This is a genomic window from Aquibacillus rhizosphaerae (assembly GCF_030282825.1).
Taxonomy (GTDB): Bacteria; Bacillota; Bacilli; order Bacillales; family Amphibacillaceae; genus Aquibacillus_C; species Aquibacillus_C rhizosphaerae.
On record NZ_JASTZU010000050.1, the window covers coordinates 12740 to 31647 of the forward strand.

Here is an 18908-nt window from a genome sequence, read left to right on the forward strand (position 1 = left end):
GGAGAAGCAATGGTTGAAAGAAGAAAACCTATTAAAGTAAATGAAGCAATTGAACGATTGATGGTATATAGCGTTAAGGGAAACCAAGAGATGATACCAATTGAACAGTCTTATGGTAGATTTCTAGGTGAAGAACTAATTGCTGATCATGATGTTCCCTTGTTTGATCGTTCTCCTTATGATGGTTTTGCGATTAGGTCACGTGATTCCAAAAACGCTTCTAGGGAAACCCCGATTAATTTAGAGGTAATAGGTGAAATTGGTGCAGGAAGTGTATTTGAAGAGCCGATAGGGGAAATGCAGGCGGTTCGAATTATGACTGGCGCACAAATGCCAGAAGATTGTGATGCAGTAGTGATGTTAGAATTGGCAAAAGAGTTTGAAGAAGATGAAAAATCCTACTTTCAATTAAAACGGAGCTTTCATTCTGGAGATAATGTCTCTTTTAAAGGTGAGGATACAAGAGAAGGAACGGTATTAGCGAAGAAAGGAACTTATATTAATCCTGGCGTTGTTGCTCTATTAGCTACTTTTGGATATAAACATGTACCTGTTACAAAAAAACCAACCATCGGAATAATTGCTACAGGAAGTGAATTATTACAAATTGATGAACCATTGCAACCCGGGAAGATTCGCAATAGTAATGCTTATATGACTCAAGCACAAATAGAGCGTGCAGGGGGGCAAGCGATCTATTACGGCCAATTTAGTGATCAATTTTCCGTCTGCTTTGAGCAAGTGAAAAACGCTTTAGAAAAAGTAGACTTTTTAATTACTACCGGAGGTGTGTCGGTAGGGGATTATGATTATTTACCTGAAATATATGAGGCTTTGGGTGCGAAAATTTTATTTAATAAAGTCGGAATGAGACCAGGTAGTGTTACGACTATAGCAGAAATCAATGGCAAATTGCTTTTCGGTTTATCTGGCAATCCATCCGCATGTTATGTTGGTTTAGAACTATTTGTGAGGCCAATCATTCGTACATTTTTACATTCTTCACAACCATTTGTAAAAAAAGAAGTAGCTGTACTTGGCGGTGATTTTCCAAAACCTAATCCGTTTGATCGATTTGTAAGAGCGGATTTAACATATCAGGATGGAAAACTAATTGCCACCCCTAGCGGATTAGATAAATCAAATGTTGTTTCCTCCTTAGCAAGCGCTAATGTTCTAATATTGTTGCCAGGTGGAACAAGAGGTTATCAAAAAGGGTCAGAAGTAAAAGTATTATTAATCGAAGACCAGATGGGTACCACTTATGAAAATTTCAATAGAAAATAACTGAGTCAATCTCATAATTACCTTATTCAGTCATCTACAACAATATATAGTTTGGAAATGGTTTTATCCAACTATATATTATTGTAGATGACGACAAAATAGGTATTATGAAATTGATTAAACTAATAACGAAAGGAGCCTCAACGTGACAGAGGAGCTTTTTCAAATAACAGATAAACCTATACAGTTAGAACAATTGGTTGCCAAGGTAGAACGGCCAGAAGCGGGTGCGATAACTACATTTATCGGAACCGTTAGAGAATGGACAAAAGGAAAACGAACGATTTATTTAGAATATCAAGCATATAAACCAATGGCGGTTAAAATGCTTGCAACAATAGGTGAAGAAATTGAAGCAAAGTGGCCAAACACTCAAGTAGCGATTACACATCGTATTGGTCATTTAGAAATATCTGATATTGCTGTCATTATTGCAGTCTCTTCACCACATCGAAAAGCTGCTTATCAAGCAAATGAGTATGCGATTGAACGGATTAAAGAAATCGTACCTATTTGGAAAAAAGAAAACTGGGAAGACGGCGAAACGTGGATCGGTGATCAATTAGAACAAGTATCTTATCCAGAAGGAAAACCTCAAATAAAGGAATGAATGCTATGATTACAGTGCTTTTATTTGCACAATTGCAAGAAGAAGCAGGAAATGGTCGTCTAGAATTAGAGTTAGTGGATACTACTGTAAAAGAATTGAAAGAAACGTTGCAGAGAGAATATAACCTAACAAAGATGGATCAGGTTATGGTTGCAATTAATGAAGAATACGCACTACCTGATGATAGAGTAAAAGATGGTGATATTGTTGCCCTGATACCACCAGTAAGTGGTGGGTAAGTTCAAAAAGGATGCTAGCCGTTGAACGGGTAGCATCCTTTTTGAAAAGATAAGAAATCTGTGATTATGCAAAAAAAAGGTGTATGGACCTCCGGTTGTGTACTTCCTAGTTCTATAAAGGAAAGTTGGTTGTTTATGTTTGTTATTCAAGTAGTCGGATTTAAAAATAGTGGGAAAACAACATTCGTAGGGAATTTAATCAAAATGCTTCGGAATAACGATAAAAAGGTAGCTTCTTTAAAGCATCATGGTCATGGCGGATTACCTGTTGGTTTTGAAAAAACAGATAGTGAGAAACATTTACAAGCAGGGGCAATCGTATCAGGTGTGGAAGGTGATGGACGATTGCAACTATCCATTGCTGAATCGGAATGGACAATGGAACAAATGCTTTCGTTCTATAAAGTGATGAATATTGAAACATTGATTATCGAAGGGTTTAAGCAACATCATTTCAATAAAATTATTTTAGTGAGAAGTGAAGAAGATTTAATCTTGTTGGATCAACTAACAAACATTAAGGCAATAGTGACCTCGTTAGATTTAGAGGAGGATGAATATCCTTTTCCGGTTTTTCATGACCATCATCAGGCTTGTATTTGGATAACTACCAACATTTTAACTATTTCTACTAATATCTAACATATAAAAAACGAGACGTCTAATTGTCTCGTTGTAATTAATCTATATTACAGATTTCTATTGGGCAGTTCTCGCATCCAATCTCATCTCTTAAAAATTGGATGTTGTGAATATAAATCTTGCCAGAATTATCTATAGTAATAATACCTGATTTTCTAAGTTCGCTAAGCATACGGTTGACACTTTCACGGGTAGCAACACAAAATTTAGCAAGTTCCGTATTTGTTAACGCTATATTTATAAGAACGCCATTTGAGTCCTTAATACCATAACTATTAGATAGTCGGATTAGTGTGGAATAAAGTGCCCCTTTTTTACCATGGAGTAATAAATCTCTCATTTTAGATTGAAACTTTCTCATATGATTACTTACCCATTTCATGAATTCAAAGGTAAGTGGACCATTATACATTAATTCGCTTTCTAATCTATCTCGATTAATTACTAGCACCTGTCCGGGTTCTAATACTTTACAACTAAGCACATATTTTGGATCATCGCAAAATAAAGTAAGTTCCCCAACAATGTCGTCGGATTTACAAATTCTTAACGTCAGTTCTTTTCCATCAGCTGTTAGTTTACCAATTTGTACTATACCAGATTTCATTAAATATATCTCATTAGCGTCCAAGCCTTCACGAAAAAGGTAAGTGTCCTTATGAATCGTTTTAATTGTACCGATTGACTCTAATAATTGCCTTAGTTCATCGGAGATTAGATCTCTTTTTGTCTTTTCTATTTCAAGTAAAACAGATTGCACAGCAATCACCCCTAAAGTATTTTGATACCTATCGGTTTAAAAAGTTTGTATACCTATCATATCATCAAATAACAAATACAATTGCTGAGGAAATTACAATATTGTGACTTTTGCATTCGTAATAGATGTTTTGTTAAATTTGGACTATAGTATAGAGTAGATTAAGACAATAATTATGGTGAAGAGCTGGAGGTGATATGGTGAATAACATAGTCGGGATTGTACTAGCTGGCGGACAATCAAGACGTTTTGGGACGCCAAAAGCCTTTGCAGAAAAAGACGGAGTTTTCTTTTATCAATATTCAATAGAAGCTTTGAAACCTTTTAGTTCATCTGTTCTAATCGTGACAAGCCCTAAGCTTCAAGACAGCTTTAAAATTAAGCTACCATTTTGCTATGTGATTACAGACTCTGTTTTTCAGGGACACGGACCACTAGCTGGTTTATGCTCTGCAATGGAAGAAATAAGAGCCGATTGGTATTTTGTTCTTCCTACTGATGTTCCTTTTATAGAAAAGTGGGTAATAGAGCAACTAATCAGTCATATTAATGAAAATAGTCAAGCAATTGTACCAACCGTAAATGGAAGAAATCAACCACTTATAGCTTTATATAGTTATGAATCAAAAAAAATCATAGAACATCAATTGAGGCATCAAAAACGGTCATTAAATCAACTGTTATCCAAGCTGTCTGTAAAATATGTGGAGATTGAGGATCATGCACCGTTCATTAATATCAATAGGAAAAATGATTATGAACTTTATATAAATAAATCTATCGAATAACAGTTAGGTGTACAAGTAATAGGAGCGTTATAGATGAATTCAATCACTAGGTACATACTTATAATAAGCGGTACGTTATTTTTAGTGTTAGGGTTGTTAGGCATTATTCTTCCAATTCTACCTACCACACCATTTCTTTTACTTACAGCATATTGCTATGGTAAATCATCTGAAAAACTTCACAATTGGCTACTTGATAACAAGCTATTGGGTAAATACATTAAGCAATTTAAAAAGGGAGAAGGCATTCCCTTACGAGCTAAAATAATTATTATCCTTTTGTTATGGACAAGTACTTCTTACACCATTTTCTTTTTAATACCGATTGTTTTTGTGAAAGTCATATTATGTATTGTTGTTATATGGGTGACCTATTACATTTTATCGCTAAAAACACTTTCAATTAATGAAAAAACCTGAGTAGAATTTACTCAGGTTTTTCTAGCTTGTTATAAGTGAAAATTGTAGCTACCAAAATTTAATCGCCATTCTTTTTTAATCAATATCTTTATCATTGGCCGCGCTATGGGCAAGTCTACTAGACGCAGCTGCAGCTATCGCACCAACAATGTCATCTAGAAATGTATGACATTCTCCACTACTCTTATCATTTAGCTTTTTTAATATACCTGGCTTTTGCTTATCAATGTATCCGTAATTGGTGAAACCAATGGAACCATATACGTTAACAATTGAAAAAGCAATAATTTCATCCACTCCATATAAACTTTCATCTATCTCAATCGTTTCTTGAAGCGGAGATTCTAATTTTTTTTGTTCTGCAAGTACATCTAACTGAATGCCTGTTAAAATCGCATTTTGCACTTCTCGTTTCATCAATACTTTATCAACATGATACCGGCAATCGTCCATTGTTAAGTTATCATGGTATTTACTTTGTAAGTAATAAACAAGATCGGCTATGTCATCTACGGTTACTCCGCGATCCTTTATCCAAGTTCTAGCTTTAAGCTCAAGTTCTGTTTGATTTGTATTTTCGTCCATGTAATCACACCTTATATATAAATTATATTACTAATATACCCATCCTATCGAAGTCTAAATCATGGTGTATGGTTCATTTTTGTTTTCTTCTCTCATAAACTTAATTACTAGTTATATGAAAGGGAGGATTTAAATGATGAATGTTATTGCTAATTACGTTCCTGATTTTAATGGGGAGAAAATTACTATAAATGGTTTTGAGGGATATAAACAAGGAGATAATATTTATTTTATCATGCCGAAACCAAACAATGAAGTAATACATGTAGAACAAAAAATAATAAGTGATTATTTTGCGACCAATGGCTTCTCTAATATAGCTAGACCAATTGCTAATCAAGATGGGCAATTGGTAACGCAAGTAGAAGAAGAGGACTATATCGTATGTGTAGGTCGCGTAGGCAATATTGCAATCCGTGAGTCTCATGCGAAAGCATTGGCCGAATTTCACCAAACGGGCGCAAATTATCCATATACACCTAATTATATTTCTAGCTATGGACAGTGGAAGACTTTATGGCAAAATAAAGTGGATACATTTGAGAGTATATATCACCAACAAATACAAGAGCGTCCTGTTACTCGCTTTCAACGATTGTTTATCGATACGTTTCCCTATGTTATTGGATTGTCAGAAAATGCAATTCAGTACTTACAGGAGACAGAAACCGACCAGCGATTTAATGAATCCGATCAAGGAAGTATAACTTTTCAGCGGTATATGAACCAGATGAAAAGTGAAATTATTTGGTCACACGAATTAACTTATGATCACCCAATCCGAGATGTCTGTGAATATATTCGTCCCTTTTTTTTAGAAGATGATTATCAGTCTAAAAGTCAAATTAAAACATTTCTAGCAGAGTATGAACAGTTTAGAAGTTTTTCAGTATTTGGATGGAGGCTATTGTATGCAAGATTATTGTTTCCTGTTCATTTATTTGATCTAATTGAAGAAGGACTATCTATGAATGATGACGAACAAATGTATAAGAAGTTTAAATTAACTTTAGAAAAACAGGATAACTATGAAACTAAGCTGAAGTCTCTATTTAAAGAAATGAAAATTAATACAAAAACGTGGAATATTCCTGTTTTAGATTGGTAAAAGGAAGGAGAACACTTGTGGCAAGACCTTATCTTTATATTACAAGAAAACTACCAGATGAAATTGTTGACGAATTTAGAAATGCGTTTGATGTTCATATGTGGCCTCATGAAGAGATTCCCGTGGATGAAGAAACATTACAACATCATATTCAAAAAGCTAATGCTTTATTAACGATGTTAACGGATAAAGTAGACGAAAATTCTTTACGAGTTGCGAATCATCTTAAAGTAATCGCAAATCTTGCTGTGGGTTATGATAATATTGATCTTAAATCAGCACGCGATAAAAGAATTATTGTTACGAATACACCAGATGTATTAACGGAGACGACTGCGGACTTAACATTTGGTTTGTTGTTAAGTACAGCAAGGAGAATTATCGAGGCAAACCAGTTCATTAAAAGCGGTGAATGGAAACAGTGGTCCCCATTTTTAATGGCAGGGTCAGAAGTTCATCATAAAACTGTTGGTATTGTGGGAATGGGTAGAATTGGCAGCGCATTTGCTCGGCGAGCCAAGGGATTTGGAATGGAAATCTTATATCACAATCGATCCAGAAATGTCGAAGCTGAACAAGAATTACAAGCAACGTATGCCACATTTGATGACCTGTTAGAGCAATCAGATTTTGTTGTGTGTCTCGCTCCATACGCAGCTAATACAAAAGGTATGTTTGGAAAAAGGGCATTTCAAAAAATGAAAACTTCAGCTATTTTTATTAATGCATCCCGTGGATTAAATGTTGATGAAACAGCTCTCTACCATGCCTTAATAAATAAGGATATAAAAGCGGCCGGTTTAGATGTTTTTGAAAATGAACCAATTAATAAAGAACATCCCTTATTAAGTCTTAATCAAGTTGTTTGCCTTCCACATATTGGTTCTGCAACAGTTGAAACAAGAGAGAGAATGATTCATTTATGCTTTGAAAATATTGATTTAGTACTTAAAGGAGACCGACCTAAAACTCCCGTATCATAAGATGATTTTGTTAAACTCAGCCTTGGCTGAGTTTTTTTATCAGTAAATTATAGATTTAGTTTCCGGTGGATAAATGACTATTGCTTGTGCCATGTCCAGCTACAACACCTAACCGAGACGAACATTTATGTGGTACTCTTTAACACAAAGACGTTCGTCTTAATTGCCCTAGCGTGAGCAAGGCGACCTGCGCTTTTGTTCTTATATTTAGCTGTTATGTCGTATTTTCTTAATACACAGATTACACATATTTTCGAGGTGGTTTTTTATCATAGGACATAGTGATTTACCAACGCTTCGCTAGTGAATCAGCAAGTTTTCTTTAAATTATCAGAAATTTGGGCAAATGAATCTTGATTAACGATAGGTTGAACTGTATAATGTCCACTATAGATAAACACATGTACTCGTAAAACACACAGGGGGAGGCGTCAAAAATGAAAGAGATAAATATTGGATTATGTGGACTCGGAACGGTCGGAACAGGTGTTGTGAAAATTTTAAAAAATCATCAAGATGAGATTATGTATAAATTGGGTTCGCAAATTGCAATTAAAAAAGTACTTGTTCATGACATACATAAACAACGAGATGTCGTAGTAGATCAGGAATGGCTCACCAACGACCCAGAAGAGTTAGTAAGTAATCCAGATATTGACGTAATTGTTGAAGTCATGGGTGGTATTGAAGATACAAATTTACTCATGGAGCAGGCGCTTCGGAATAATAAACACATTGTAACAGCCAATAAAGATTTAATGGCTGTTCATGGACAAAAATTATTAAGATTAGCAAAAGCTAATAATTGTGATATATATTATGATGCTAGTGTAGCAGGAGGAATTCCAATCCTGCGTACATTATCTGACGGTTTAGCATCAGATAGAATTCAGAAAATCATGGGAATTGTAAATGGAACTACCAACTACATCTTAACAAAGATGACAGATGATAAGCTAGCTTTTGATGATGTATTAAAAGAAGCACAAGAGCTTGGTTTTGCAGAAGCGGATCCTACATCGGATGTAGAGGGTCTCGATGCTGCCCGTAAGATGACGTTATTAGCCAATTTAGCTTTTAAAATGGAGATTAGTTTAGATGATGTAGAAACATCCGGAATTAGAGACATCTCTCAAGAAGATATTTCTTTTGCAACTAGTCTAGGGTATACTATTAAATTAATAGGAATCGCTTCTATAAATAATGGAAAAGTAGAGGTAAGTGTAGAACCTACCTTGTTACCACAAGATCATCCATTGGCATTAGTAAAAAATGAATATAATGCTGTTTATGTTTATGGTGAAGCTGTAGGCGAAACAATGTTTTATGGACCTGGAGCAGGTAGTATGCCAACAGCTACTGCAGTAGTATCCGATTTAATGGAAGTTATTAAAAACATCCGCCTAGGAATTAGTGGTAATGCTTACGTGTCACCACAATATGAAAAATTGTTGAAAGAAAATAAGGAAAAATACACGAAGTACTTTATTCGTATGGCAGTAGAAGATGAAGCAGGCACATTTCAAAAAATTACGAATGTTTTTTCTGATGAAAAAGTAAGCTTTGCAAAAATTCTACAACTACCAGGAAGTGAAAAAGAGACAGCAGAGATTGTTATGGTTACACACCAGATTAGTAAACAACAGTTGATAAATAGCTTGGAGCATTTGAAAGGATTGTCAGTTGTGAATAGAATTATTAGTTATTATCGAGTTGATGGGGAGGAATAAGAAATGGCATGGCAGGGATTATTATCACATTATAAAGAATATTTACCGGTAAACGAAAATACACCAAAAATAAGTTTACATGAGGGTAACACACCTTTAATAAAATTAGAAAACCTATCTAAATTACATGATATAAATGTTTATGCAAAAGTAGAAGGTGCTAATCCTACTGGTTCTTTTAAAGACAGAGGTATGGTAATGGCGATGGCAAAGGCAATTGAAGATGGAGCAAAAGCAGTAATTTGTGCTTCCACAGGTAATACGTCTGCTTCAGCAGCTGCTTTTGCAGCAAGAGCAGGTTTGAAGTGCATTGTCGTGATACCTGAAGGTAAGATTGCACAAGGAAAACTAGCACAGGCAGTTATGTATGGTGCAGAAATTTTTGCTATCGAAGGAAATTTTGATGATGCACTGAAAATCGTTAAAAAACTTAGCGAAAAAGGTGATATTGCACTAGTTAATTCTGTAAATCCTTACCGAATTGAAGGACAAAAAACTGCGGCCTTTGAAGTTTGTGATGTATTAGGTAAAGCACCTGAGTTTCTTTTTATACCAGTTGGTAATGCTGGAAATATTACTGCATACTGGAAAGGTTTTAAAGAATATAACGAATTAAAACAAACCGGTCTTCCTAAAATGATGGGCTATGAAGCAAGTGGGGCAGCGGCAATTGTTCATGATCGTATATTTGAAAACCCTGAAACAGTAGGAACTGCTATCCGTATCGGAAATCCAGCAAGTTGGACTGCTGCAGTAAATGCAAGAGACGAATCTAATGGTTCTATTGATGAAATAACAGATGAAGAAATGATAGAGGCTTACCAATGGCTAGCAGCAAATGAAGGTATATTTGCTGAACCAGCTTCATGTGCGTCGATTGCTGGTTTATTTAAAGCTTTAAAACAAGGTAAAGTAGAATCAGGTTCAACTGTAGTTACTGTTCTGACAGGTAATGGGTTGAAGGATCCTAACACTGCGATAGACTATAGTGAAGTAAAGCCTCGTGTATTACCTAATGATGAAGATAAAGTCGTACAGGAAATTATGGGTAGTGTATTGGTATGAGTTGGGTAATTAGAGTTCCTTCTAGTACTTCGAATTTAGGGGCTGGCTTTGATTCTGTAGGTTTAGCTTTAAATTTATATCTTGATTTAAAAGTTACTACGGCGGCGCAGGAGTGGAAATTCATTCCTGCTTCGGATTGTATTATGGATATACCAACTGGTAAAGAAAATCTTATTTATAAAATAGCAATAGAGACTGCATTGCAATTTGGATATGATGATCTGCCACCATGTACTGTAGAATTGAAAAGTGATATTCCATTAGCAAGGGGTCTTGGTAGTAGTGCTACAGCAACAATTGCTGGTATAGAATTAGCCAATCTATTATTAAATCTTAATTTAGCAGCAGAAGAAAAATTGGACATAGCTACAAAAATCGAAGGACATCCCGACAATGTGGCACCTTGTTTAATGGGAGGGTGTGTCATTGGTCATTTTGACTATGAAGTTAATTGGACAAAAACAGCAGTTAATAATATTACATTTCTAGCAATTATCCCTGACTTTGAATTGAAGACAAAAGAAGCAAGAGCAGCCCTTCCTAAGACGTTCAATTATCAGGAGAGTGTTCATGCTAGTAGTATTGCCAATGTAAGTGTAGCAGCAATTTGTCAAGGGAATTGGGAATTATTAGGTAGGATGATGAAGAAAGATTTATTTCATCAACCTTATCGAAAACCACTTGTTCCACATTATGATGAACTAGAGTTTTATTTAGAGAAGTATGCTTATGGAACATTTTTAAGTGGTGCTGGCCCAACGATGATTGCAATTGTTGATAATCAAGTAGTTGAGCAACAACTAGATAAGTGGAAGAAAGAATATAGTCAGTTTGAGTGGTTGCCGTTACAAGTGGAAAATGAAGGTCTTGTTACAATGAAACTTAATGTATCGTATTAAAAAGGTGAATGGTGAAAGCCATTCACCTTTTTATTTTAGAATTTTTAATAAGTATTCTCTGAAAAGAGTGTTGATGTTTAAATTTATATAAAGTACGCAGTAAGTATTCTAAACTTTTGTTGAACTCTTTTCGGTGGCAATGATGATGGAGTCTTTATACTCCGTTCCGGCAGAAAACTCCGCTTTCCACGGGCACGGCTTCAGCTAACTCAGAAGGAAATCGCTTCTGAGTGGATCTTCAGCTCGCGCTGTTCCCGTAGGAGTCTACGCATTCTGCCTTCACTTTTAACAGTTTTCTTAATCTAGAGATTGATGTTATTTATATTTATTGGACTATTTTCACTCGAAAGACAAGTTTACCTAGCGAAGGAAAAATGCGACACTCCTGGGGGAAGAGCAGCTTCCGAAGACCCCACAGGGAACGTTCTTTGTGAGCGAGGAGGCTAAGGTGCTGCCCCCGGAAAGGGAGTGTTTTTCCGTAGCGCTGAATTAACCACTCATCTTAAATAGAATGCAAAGAGGTTACGATAAAGTTATTGCGGACTTTATATCAACTACGACTTAGAATGAGTGTGAAGCAGCAAAACTAATGAAACGATGCATTTAAATAAAAAGTCCTCTTACAAAGTAAGAGGACTGTATCATATATTGTTAATTGTTTTAATAACAAGATTAAAATACTTGTTCAATTTCAATTACGCCAGGTACTTCAGCCATTAGTGCACGCTCTATACCTGCTTTTAACGTGATTGTAGAACTTGGGCAATTACCACACGCTCCCATTAAACGAAGACGTACGATACCTTCATCTACATCTACTAATTCAACATCTCCACCATCACGCAGTAAAAATGGACGTAACTTGTTCAATACCTCTTGTACCTGATCAACCTGAGTTGTTTGCTCTTGCATCATCCATCTTCTCCTTTCATCATTACCATATTATAAAAGCTTTTCCGAAAAAAATCTATGAGATAAATCACTTGGAACTTTATTTATTTTCACTTATTATTATTTTATCTAAAATTAATCTTTTTGTAAAATAAAACTAACTGGAATTTTTAATATTTGAGGTGAATGCATGAAACATCAGGCAGTTTCTATAACGGTATATGGTGCTAATAAGGTATGCGCTAGTTGCGTTAATGCACCGAGTTCTCTAGACACATATGAATGGTTGCAAGCAGCAATTTTAAGGAAGTTTAACGATAGTGTTAAATTCTTATATATAGATATAAATATACCAACGAAAGAACAGAAGCATCAAAATTTTGTACAACGAATAATAGAAGAAGATTTATTCTATCCAGTAATATTAGTGGATGATGATATAGTGGCAGAAGGAATTCCGCGCTTAAAACCAATTATCCAGGCATTGGAATTAAAGGGATTAAAATAATTGAATTTATAACTATTTTTAGAATTTCTTTTATGTTAATCTGTTTGCAGGTAGAGGATTCATGAGTTTTAACTAAGGAATACCATTATATAATATAAGTAATTGATTTATATTGATACACATCTATATGATGTTTGAAATGGCTTAGTAATGTTGAGGAGAGAATTATGTATCCAATTATAGAATTTTGTGTAAATAATTTAGTGAGTGGTTCCCAAAAAGCAAAAGAAGAGCTGGAAAAAGATCCAGATCTTGATGTCATAGAATATGGTTGTACTAGTTTTTGTGGAATATGTGCCCAATATATGTTTGCTATCGTAAACGGGGAGCCTGTCATGGCCGATACACCCGAGGAGTTAGTGGAAAATGTTTATAAATATTTAGATGAAAATCCTCTATTTTAATAATACGTCATAGTAGATTTAAGTGGCTAATCTATGGCGTCATTTGTATAATGAAAACAAGTAATTTAATAAATGATTAGCGGGGGTAACCATGAGAATACCATTTACTAAAATGCATGGTCTAGGTAATAGTTATATTTTTTTGAATTTATTTGATTTTAATATAGAAGAAGAATACTTATCACAACTAGCAATTGATGTTGCAAATAAAGACACTGGTATTGGTTCAGATGGATTAATATTAATTCACCCTAGTAATCAAGCTGACGCGGGCATGAGAATCTTTAACAAAGATGGTTCAGAAGGGAAAAACTGTGGCAATGGGATAAGATGTGTTGCTAAGTATGTTTATGAAAACAATATAGTTGAACATAACACTTTTTCTATTGAAACGAAGGCAGGTATTGTTACTGCTCAGGTAGGCGGTGATCGTAATCAAGTAGATGAAGTCACGGTTGATATGGGCAAACCAATATTGAATCGTCATTTAATACCTATGGAAGGTGATGATGCCGTTCAAGTAGTCTCAGAGCCTTTTTTAGTAAGTCATCATCCTTTAGATTTAACTGCGGTATCAATGGGAAATCCGCACGCTATTTTTTTTGTTGAGGATATCGAAAATGCCCCTTTGATGGAATTAGGTCCATCTATTACAGTAGACACACGTTTTCCTGAAGGGGTAAATGTGGAGTTTGTGGAAATAATATCAGATAAGGAAATAAATTTTCGTGTTTGGGAACGTGGTTCTGGAATAACGCAGGCCTGTGGAACAGGAGCTTGCGCTGCTGTAGTTGCCTCTATACTTAATGGGTATTCAACGGAAGGTCAAGAAGTATGTGTGCATCTAAGTGGTGGCGATCTTTTTATCAAATGGGCGGAAGATGGACGTGTATGGATGAGAGGAAATGCTGAAACTACAGTTGTAGGCGAGTACATTTGGAGTTCAAATGGTTGAATGAAGAACAATTTCTTAGTATACTTCAATTATGAAATAGATAAGGAGGACAAACGATGGTTCTTAATATATCGGACAATGCGCGTCTTCAAATAGAAGAAATGATGAAGGAAGAAGACCAAGAAAATGTACGTCTCCGTTTTGGTGTTAAAGGTGGAGGATGTAGTGGTCTTTCTTATTCATTAGGCTTTGATTATGAAGTAAATGATGAGTTAGATTTAAAGGAAGAGATTAACGGTATTCCAGTAACGATCTTTAGGCAGGATATACCTGTTATAGAAGGAACATCCATTGACTTTAAACAAAACATGATGGGTGGCGGGTTTACCATTGAAAACCCAAATGCAGTTGTTTCATGTGGTTGCGGTTCTTCGTTTAAAGCGAAGGAACGTGAAGGCACACCTGAGAATTGTTAATCAAAAAACCTTGGCTATTTAATAGCCAAGGTTTTTTAAAGAGCTAAGAAAATATGAAAAACTCGGAGATGACTAGCTCTAGCGTCTATCCAAGTTAAACATCTATGTGATAAAGTGCAACCACATAGATGTTCGTCTTCAGTTGTCGGAGGTCATGATGCGTACTAGAACTACACTATTTTATTCAAGGCTTGCCTTTAATTGTTGTTAATGGACAAACCTTCCATGTTCAGGGATTGCTATTGAATCAAAGTGTTTAGAAAGTTTTTCTAATTCTGTTGAGAGGAACTCACCACTCATTGGTACACCATGACCTGTTATGGCAACAGCTGGTTTCAAATCATTTAATTTCTTAACTGATTCCCATGCATCCTGCCAATTTGTTGTAAAGTATTTTGGTGGTCCACTAATTTCTTGTTGTTGGGTAATTACTTTATATAATGACTCTTGTTTCACTGTTACAAAAGCATCCCCAGCAATTAGTACTTGATCTGTATCTCTAAACAAAGAAATATGTCCTTTTGTATGCCCGGGTGTATGAATCCAACGCCAATCATTCATAAAAGGAACTTTTCCATTGTCAGGAAGCGCTTGAACATGATTCTCTAAATTAATACTGTGATTAGGGAATAAAGGAGATGCTTCAGATACAAGTCCACCGTCTACAGTAGAATCACCTTCAGGATAGGATTCTTTTCCGGTTAAATAAGGTAACTCTAATTTGTGTGAAAATACGGGAACATCCCAATGTTTAATCAAATCTGTTATTGCACCTACATGGTCAAAATGTCCATGTGTTAAAATGATGGCTGCAGGTTTATTGGAAGAACCATAGCGTTTTTCTGCAGCTTCTATAATTGTGTCGGAAGATCTAGGCATACCAGCATCAACAATGACCCAATTTTCATCATTGGGTTCACCTACAAAACAAATGTTAACGATTTGAATGGGTAAGCAATACACATCGGGTGTAATCAGTTGCCCAATTCCACTTGTGATACTCGTTACTGGAATTATTCTATCTTCATAGCTATTTTCCATACGTTCACCTCATTAACTTGTTTTAAACTAAAGCGCTATTACTTCATGTTATAACACTCATTATTACTATCCCACTACAATACGTTAATATTTATCCCCAAATCAAGAGTTCCAAAAGCACAGTTGATATTCGACTTCAACTTTTTAAAAAGTAGCCAACATAAAAAAACCCCATTTAAGGGGTTTTTTAAAACATACTTGTTGAATGTTTTGGTTGAATTCTTGCATCTGGATCTAAATATGCTTTTGCGTTATTTATTGCAGTAGGACCTTCACCAAATCCAGAAGCAATCAGGTTAACTTTTCCAGGATAGGTGCATATATCACCTGCGGCGTAAATTCCTTCAATGTTTGTTTCCATTTTGGAGTTAACAACGATGCTGTTTTTATCTATTTCAAGTCCCCAGTTTTTAAGTGGTCCTAATGAAGAGATAAATCCATAATTTACTAATACCGCATCAACGTCGATAATTTCCTCACTGTCACCTTTAACTTCTTTAATTTTAACTTGATCAATCTTATCTTCGCCAATAAGGGCTTCAGGTGCATATGGAGTTATAACCCTAACCTTTGAATTCATTAAGTTGGCTACGCTGTGTTCATGAGCTCTGAATTGGTCACGACGGTGAACTAATATTACCTCTTTAGCGATTGGCTCTAGCATAAGTGCCCAATCAACTGCAGAATCTCCTCCACCGAACAGTACAACTTTTTTTCCAGCAAAGCTATTCATATTTTCTACAAAATAATGCAAGTTTTTTCCTTCGAAATTTTCTGCGCCTTCTACATTTAATTTGCGCGGTTGAAAGGCACCGTTGCCAGCTGTAATAATCAAGGATTTTGTGAAATGCACACCTTGATCAGTTGATAACTTATAAACTTTATCTTCTTGTCGTTCAATTGTTTCTACTGATTGATTTAGAACAATAGTAGGCTTGAAAAGATCTGTTTGTTCTTTTAGGTTATCAATCAATTCCTGTGCTCTAATTTTAGGAAACCCTGCAATATCATAAATGTACTTTTCTGGATATAGAGCACTTAGTTGTCCTCCTATATGTGGAAGGCTTTCTATTATTTTTACACTGGCCTGCCGTAAACCGCCATAAAATGCTGTAAATAAACCAACTGGCCCGGCTCCAATTATTGTAATATCATATACCTGTTCGGACATGATTAATTCCCCCTATTTTACATAAGCATAAGTAGACAATATTATTTTAACATAAAATTAGTTATGTGTAATAATTAACAGATTAATGTGTTGTGAAATTATTTAAATTTTCTTAAAATAAACTTAAGGGTTGAAAATTGTTGAAAAAGAGTCTAAGATAATCTTTAGGTTAAATATTACGATATTGTGACATTGTATTGCGCTACGCTAATTAGTGAAATATATCACGTTGTTATTAAAATAAAAATATTAGATAAATGGAAGTGATGAAAAAATGAATAAGCCAAGAATTGTCATTTTAGGAGCAGGTTATGGGGGACTAGCAACAACAGTAAAACTACAAAAACAATTAGGAATTAATGATGCACACATCACGCTTGTTAACAAGCATGATTATCATTATGAATCAACATGGTTACACGAAAGTGCTGCAGGAACGCTTCATCACGATCGTAGTAGATATGCCATTAAAGATGTAATTAATTCCGGGAAAGTTGATTTTGTACAAGATACAGTTACGTCAATTAAACCCGATGATAATAAAGTTATTTTAGAAAATAGTGAATTAGACTACGATTATCTTGTTGTTGCCTTAGGTTTTGAAGCAGCTACTTTTGGTATTCCAGGGTTGCTAGAAAATGCATTCACTATTGGTAATATCAATCAGTCGCGTTTAATTAGACAACATATCGAATATAACTTTGCGAAGTATAATAACGAAAAAGAAAAGAATCAAGATCGTTTAAACATCGTTGTTGGGGGCGGTGGTTTTACAGGAATTGAATTCTTAGGCGAACTTGGCAATAGAATTCCCGAATTGTGTAAAGAATATGACATTGATCGTAGTTTAGTAAGAATTATTAACGTAGAAGCTGCACCAAGTATTTTACCTGGATTCGATCCTCAATTAGTTGAGTATGCAATGAATTCATTGGAAGGAAAAGGTGTGGAATTCAAACTAGGAGCAATGCTTAAAGAGTGTACACCTGAAGGTATTGTTATTGAAAAAGATGGAGAGCAAGAACAAATTCCAACTCGTACAACAGTATGGGCTGCAGGTGTACGAGCTAACAGTCTTGTAGAAGAATCTGGTTTAGAACACAATCGTGGTAAAGTGGAAGTTAAACCTGATCTACGTGCGCCATCACATGAAAATGTTTTTGTTGTAGGAGACTGTGCATTAATCTGGAATAAGGAAACTGAAAGACCTTATCCGCCAACAGCACAAATAGCCATGCAAGAAGCTGATGTATGTGCTCACAACATTGTAATGCTTGTTAAAGGTAAGGATGAATTAGAGTCGTTTACGTTCAACAACCAAGGAACTGTAGCATCTCTAGGTCATGGTGACGCTATTGGAGTTGTTTTTGGAAATAAAAAGTTATTTGGATGGTCGGCATCTGTGATGAAAAAAATTATCGATAACAGAGCGCTATTTAAGATAGGTGGTATTGGATTACTACTTAAAAAAGGGAAGTTTAATATATTTTAAAGTTTGGTAAGGCAAAGGCAGTAATACTGCCTTTGCTTTTTTAAATGTTTTATTTGAGGCTTTTTTTCTGGCTCTATACTGAATGTGGTGGTGTCCTCAGTCCTATCAAGGGACAAAAGAAAAACAAAAAAATACACTCATTCCCCTCTCTTTTGTTAACCTAAAGTTGTTGAGACAAAAGGAAAAAGGAGAGGGAAAGAGTGCAAAATCATTTTATCATAGAAATGTTAGGGATTAAAGACAAGCATGTTGATGTATGGGATTTCAGTGATCAATCCGACTATTTGTTGGTGGAATTGCGGACAAAAGTCAAAAAACAGAAGTGTCCGTTTTGTAGTACGAAAACGAAACGTGTTCATGGTTATCGCAACCAGAAAATCCAGGGATCAATTATGTCTAATAGATCCTTGAAAATTTCCTTATGCAAAAGACGATACCTCTGTGTGAATTGTAACCATACCTTTTACGAAAAACTACAGATGGTGGATCGCTATCAGCGGTGTACAAATGTGGTGCAGACGACTGCGTTAACTTATACGGCTGTTGGTTCTTTTACTACTGCAGCTCAGTTAACAGGGATGACGACAAATCGATTATTGCGCTTATTTAATCGACATAAAATCGAAACTACAAAAGTTCTTCCGCGAGCTATATCTATTGACGAATTCAAGGGTGATGCAGGTGGGGAAAAGTTTCAAACCGTCATCGCAGATGTAGAGAATAAAGAAATTGTGGATGTGTTATCCGATAGAAAAGTAGACACAATACAGTCCTATTTACAGTCCTGTGATACCAGTAAGACGGAGATTGTGGTGATGGATTTGTCAAAGTCTTTCAAGCAAGCTGTACGTAAGGCATTGGGTAATCCATTAATTATTGCTGACCGGTTTCACTTCATGCGCCAAGTGTATTGG

22 protein-coding genes are annotated in these 18908 nt (G+C 35.4%); 17 read left to right on the forward strand and 5 right to left on the reverse strand.

Annotated features, from left to right (window positions below; all coding sequences use genetic code 11):
• Window positions 1-9 precede the first annotated feature (9 nt).
• The 4 genes from QQS35_RS15910 (at window position 10) to mobB (ending at window position 2778) form a co-directional block, all read left to right on the forward strand.
• Complete coding sequence (locus QQS35_RS15910) at window positions 10-1287, forward strand: molybdopterin molybdotransferase MoeA (protein ID WP_285933212.1); 1278 nt, start codon at window positions 10-12, stop codon at window positions 1285-1287.
• 145 nt (window positions 1288-1432) lie between these two features.
• A complete protein-coding gene (locus tag QQS35_RS15915) occupies window positions 1433-1897 on the forward strand; it encodes a molybdenum cofactor biosynthesis protein MoaE (RefSeq protein WP_285933213.1) in 465 nt (154 codons plus the stop codon).
• Window positions 1898-1902: 5 nt separating this feature from the next.
• Window positions 1903-2136 (forward strand): molybdopterin converting factor subunit 1, encoded by a 234-nt coding sequence (gene moaD / locus QQS35_RS15920; RefSeq protein ID WP_285933215.1) that lies wholly within the window; start codon window positions 1903-1905, stop codon window positions 2134-2136.
• Window positions 2137-2202: 66 nt separating this feature from the next.
• The gene (gene mobB, locus QQS35_RS15925) at window positions 2203-2778 is read left to right on the forward strand and encodes a molybdopterin-guanine dinucleotide biosynthesis protein B (RefSeq protein ID WP_285933235.1); all 576 of its coding nucleotides are present in this window, start codon (window positions 2203-2205) and stop codon (window positions 2776-2778) included.
• Window positions 2779-2815: 37 nt separating this feature from the next.
• Here mobB and QQS35_RS15930 read toward each other — a convergent pair whose 3' ends face one another.
• On the reverse strand, window positions 2816-3538 hold the full coding sequence (locus QQS35_RS15930) for a Crp/Fnr family transcriptional regulator (protein WP_285933216.1): 723 nt from the start codon (window positions 3536-3538) through the stop codon (window positions 2816-2818).
• Window positions 3539-3738: 200 nt separating this feature from the next.
• On the opposite strand from QQS35_RS15930, the gene QQS35_RS15935 reads away from it, so the two are divergent.
• Together QQS35_RS15935 and QQS35_RS15940 are read left to right on the forward strand one after the other, a co-directional pair.
• The gene (locus tag QQS35_RS15935; protein WP_285933217.1) at window positions 3739-4326 is read left to right on the forward strand and encodes a molybdenum cofactor guanylyltransferase; all 588 of its coding nucleotides are present in this window, start codon (window positions 3739-3741) and stop codon (window positions 4324-4326) included.
• Window positions 4327-4359: 33 nt separating this feature from the next.
• Window positions 4360-4746 carry a YbaN family protein gene (locus tag QQS35_RS15940; protein WP_285933218.1) on the forward strand — a complete coding sequence of 129 codons (387 nt, stop codon included), beginning with the start codon at window positions 4360-4362 and terminating at the stop codon, window positions 4744-4746.
• A 75-nt stretch (window positions 4747-4821) separates the two neighbouring features.
• On the opposite strand, the gene QQS35_RS15945 is transcribed toward QQS35_RS15940, so the two are convergent.
• Window positions 4822-5331 (reverse strand): phosphatidylglycerophosphatase A family protein, encoded by a 510-nt coding sequence (locus QQS35_RS15945; protein WP_285933219.1) that lies wholly within the window; start codon window positions 5329-5331, stop codon window positions 4822-4824.
• 133 nt (window positions 5332-5464) lie between these two features.
• Between QQS35_RS15945 and QQS35_RS15950 the strand changes: the two genes are divergently transcribed.
• The 5 genes from QQS35_RS15950 to thrB all read left to right on the forward strand — a co-directional run bounded on the left by QQS35_RS15950 (window position 5465) and on the right by thrB (window position 11116).
• Window positions 5465-6439 (forward strand): protein kinase family protein, encoded by a 975-nt coding sequence (locus QQS35_RS15950; protein ID WP_285933220.1) that lies wholly within the window; start codon window positions 5465-5467, stop codon window positions 6437-6439.
• A gap of 17 nt (window positions 6440-6456) precedes the next feature.
• Window positions 6457-7422 carry a 2-hydroxyacid dehydrogenase gene (locus tag QQS35_RS15955; RefSeq protein WP_285933221.1) on the forward strand — a complete coding sequence of 322 codons (966 nt, stop codon included), beginning with the start codon at window positions 6457-6459 and terminating at the stop codon, window positions 7420-7422.
• Between the two features lie 437 nt (window positions 7423-7859).
• Window positions 7860-9152 carry a homoserine dehydrogenase gene (locus QQS35_RS15960; protein ID WP_285933222.1) on the forward strand — a complete coding sequence of 431 codons (1293 nt, stop codon included), beginning with the start codon at window positions 7860-7862 and terminating at the stop codon, window positions 9150-9152.
• A 3-nt stretch (window positions 9153-9155) separates the two neighbouring features.
• Window positions 9156-10217 (forward strand): threonine synthase, encoded by a 1062-nt coding sequence (thrC, locus tag QQS35_RS15965; RefSeq protein WP_285933223.1) that lies wholly within the window; start codon window positions 9156-9158, stop codon window positions 10215-10217.
• Window positions 10214-11116 (forward strand): homoserine kinase, encoded by a 903-nt coding sequence (gene thrB, locus QQS35_RS15970; RefSeq protein ID WP_285933224.1) that lies wholly within the window; start codon window positions 10214-10216, stop codon window positions 11114-11116. Before thrC ends, thrB begins: the two co-directional genes overlap by 4 nt.
• 672 nt (window positions 11117-11788) lie before the next feature.
• On the opposite strand, the gene QQS35_RS15975 is transcribed toward thrB, so the two are convergent.
• A complete protein-coding gene (locus QQS35_RS15975) occupies window positions 11789-12031 on the reverse strand; it encodes a NifU family protein (RefSeq protein ID WP_285933225.1) in 243 nt (80 codons plus the stop codon).
• 166 nt (window positions 12032-12197) lie between these two features.
• Between QQS35_RS15975 and QQS35_RS15980 the strand changes: the two genes are divergently transcribed.
• From QQS35_RS15980 to QQS35_RS15995, 4 genes are all read left to right on the forward strand, one after another.
• Complete coding sequence (locus tag QQS35_RS15980; protein ID WP_285933227.1) at window positions 12198-12515, forward strand: YuzD family protein; 318 nt, start codon at window positions 12198-12200, stop codon at window positions 12513-12515.
• A gap of 167 nt (window positions 12516-12682) precedes the next feature.
• Window positions 12683-12919, forward strand: a complete 237-nt coding sequence (locus QQS35_RS15985; protein ID WP_285933228.1) for a YuzB family protein — start codon at window positions 12683-12685, stop codon at window positions 12917-12919.
• Between the two features lie 91 nt (window positions 12920-13010).
• Window positions 13011-13874 carry a diaminopimelate epimerase gene (dapF, locus tag QQS35_RS15990; protein ID WP_285933229.1) on the forward strand — a complete coding sequence of 288 codons (864 nt, stop codon included), beginning with the start codon at window positions 13011-13013 and terminating at the stop codon, window positions 13872-13874.
• Between the two features lie 56 nt (window positions 13875-13930).
• The gene (locus QQS35_RS15995) at window positions 13931-14290 is read left to right on the forward strand and encodes a HesB/IscA family protein (protein ID WP_285933231.1); all 360 of its coding nucleotides are present in this window, start codon (window positions 13931-13933) and stop codon (window positions 14288-14290) included.
• A gap of 207 nt (window positions 14291-14497) precedes the next feature.
• Here the strand turns inward: QQS35_RS15995 and QQS35_RS16000 are convergent, their stop codons facing one another.
• Entirely contained in the window at window positions 14498-15331 is an 834-nt protein-coding gene (locus QQS35_RS16000; RefSeq protein ID WP_285933232.1) for an MBL fold metallo-hydrolase, read from the reverse strand.
• A gap of 187 nt (window positions 15332-15518) precedes the next feature.
• The gene (locus tag QQS35_RS16005) at window positions 15519-16502 is read right to left on the reverse strand and encodes an NAD(P)/FAD-dependent oxidoreductase (RefSeq protein WP_285933233.1); all 984 of its coding nucleotides are present in this window, start codon (window positions 16500-16502) and stop codon (window positions 15519-15521) included.
• A 274-nt stretch (window positions 16503-16776) separates the two neighbouring features.
• On the opposite strand from QQS35_RS16005, the gene QQS35_RS16010 reads away from it, so the two are divergent.
• Complete coding sequence (locus tag QQS35_RS16010; RefSeq protein ID WP_285933234.1) at window positions 16777-17994, forward strand: NAD(P)/FAD-dependent oxidoreductase; 1218 nt, start codon at window positions 16777-16779, stop codon at window positions 17992-17994.
• Window positions 17995-18194: 200 nt separating this feature from the next.
• A partial coding sequence (locus QQS35_RS16015; RefSeq protein WP_285930212.1) for a transposase occupies window positions 18195-18908 on the forward strand: 714 nt, incomplete at its 3' end.

Bases quoted from the DNA above. Each gene is read 5' to 3' on its own strand.
- QQS35_RS15995 (WP_285933231.1), top strand. From the start codon at position 13,931: ATGGTTCTTAATATATCGGACAATGCGCGTCTTCAAATAGAAGAAATG.
- QQS35_RS16005 (WP_285933233.1), bottom strand. From the start codon at position 16,502: ATGTCCGAACAGGTATATGATATTACAATAATTGGAGCCGGGCCAGTT.
- dapF (WP_285933229.1), top strand. From the start codon at position 13,011: ATGAGAATACCATTTACTAAAATGCATGGTCTAGGTAATAGTTATATT.
- QQS35_RS15975 (WP_285933225.1), bottom strand. From the start codon at position 12,031: ATGATGCAAGAGCAAACAACTCAGGTTGATCAGGTACAAGAGGTATTG.
- QQS35_RS16010 (WP_285933234.1), top strand. From the start codon at position 16,777: ATGAATAAGCCAAGAATTGTCATTTTAGGAGCAGGTTATGGGGGACTA.
- QQS35_RS15950 (WP_285933220.1), top strand. From the start codon at position 5,465: ATGATGAATGTTATTGCTAATTACGTTCCTGATTTTAATGGGGAGAAA.
- thrB (WP_285933224.1), top strand. From the start codon at position 10,214: ATGAGTTGGGTAATTAGAGTTCCTTCTAGTACTTCGAATTTAGGGGCT.
- thrC (WP_285933223.1), top strand. From the start codon at position 9,156: ATGGCATGGCAGGGATTATTATCACATTATAAAGAATATTTACCGGTA.
- mobB (WP_285933235.1), top strand. From the start codon at position 2,203: ATGCAAAAAAAAGGTGTATGGACCTCCGGTTGTGTACTTCCTAGTTCT.
- QQS35_RS15985 (WP_285933228.1), top strand. From the start codon at position 12,683: ATGTATCCAATTATAGAATTTTGTGTAAATAATTTAGTGAGTGGTTCC.
- QQS35_RS15945 (WP_285933219.1), bottom strand. From the start codon at position 5,331: ATGGACGAAAATACAAATCAAACAGAACTTGAGCTTAAAGCTAGAACT.
- moaD (WP_285933215.1), top strand. From the start codon at position 1,903: ATGATTACAGTGCTTTTATTTGCACAATTGCAAGAAGAAGCAGGAAAT.
- QQS35_RS16000 (WP_285933232.1), bottom strand. From the start codon at position 15,331: ATGGAAAATAGCTATGAAGATAGAATAATTCCAGTAACGAGTATCACA.
- QQS35_RS15940 (WP_285933218.1), top strand. From the start codon at position 4,360: ATGAATTCAATCACTAGGTACATACTTATAATAAGCGGTACGTTATTT.
- QQS35_RS15980 (WP_285933227.1), top strand. From the start codon at position 12,198: ATGAAACATCAGGCAGTTTCTATAACGGTATATGGTGCTAATAAGGTA.
- QQS35_RS15960 (WP_285933222.1), top strand. From the start codon at position 7,860: ATGAAAGAGATAAATATTGGATTATGTGGACTCGGAACGGTCGGAACA.
- QQS35_RS15910 (WP_285933212.1), top strand. From the start codon at position 10: ATGGTTGAAAGAAGAAAACCTATTAAAGTAAATGAAGCAATTGAACGA.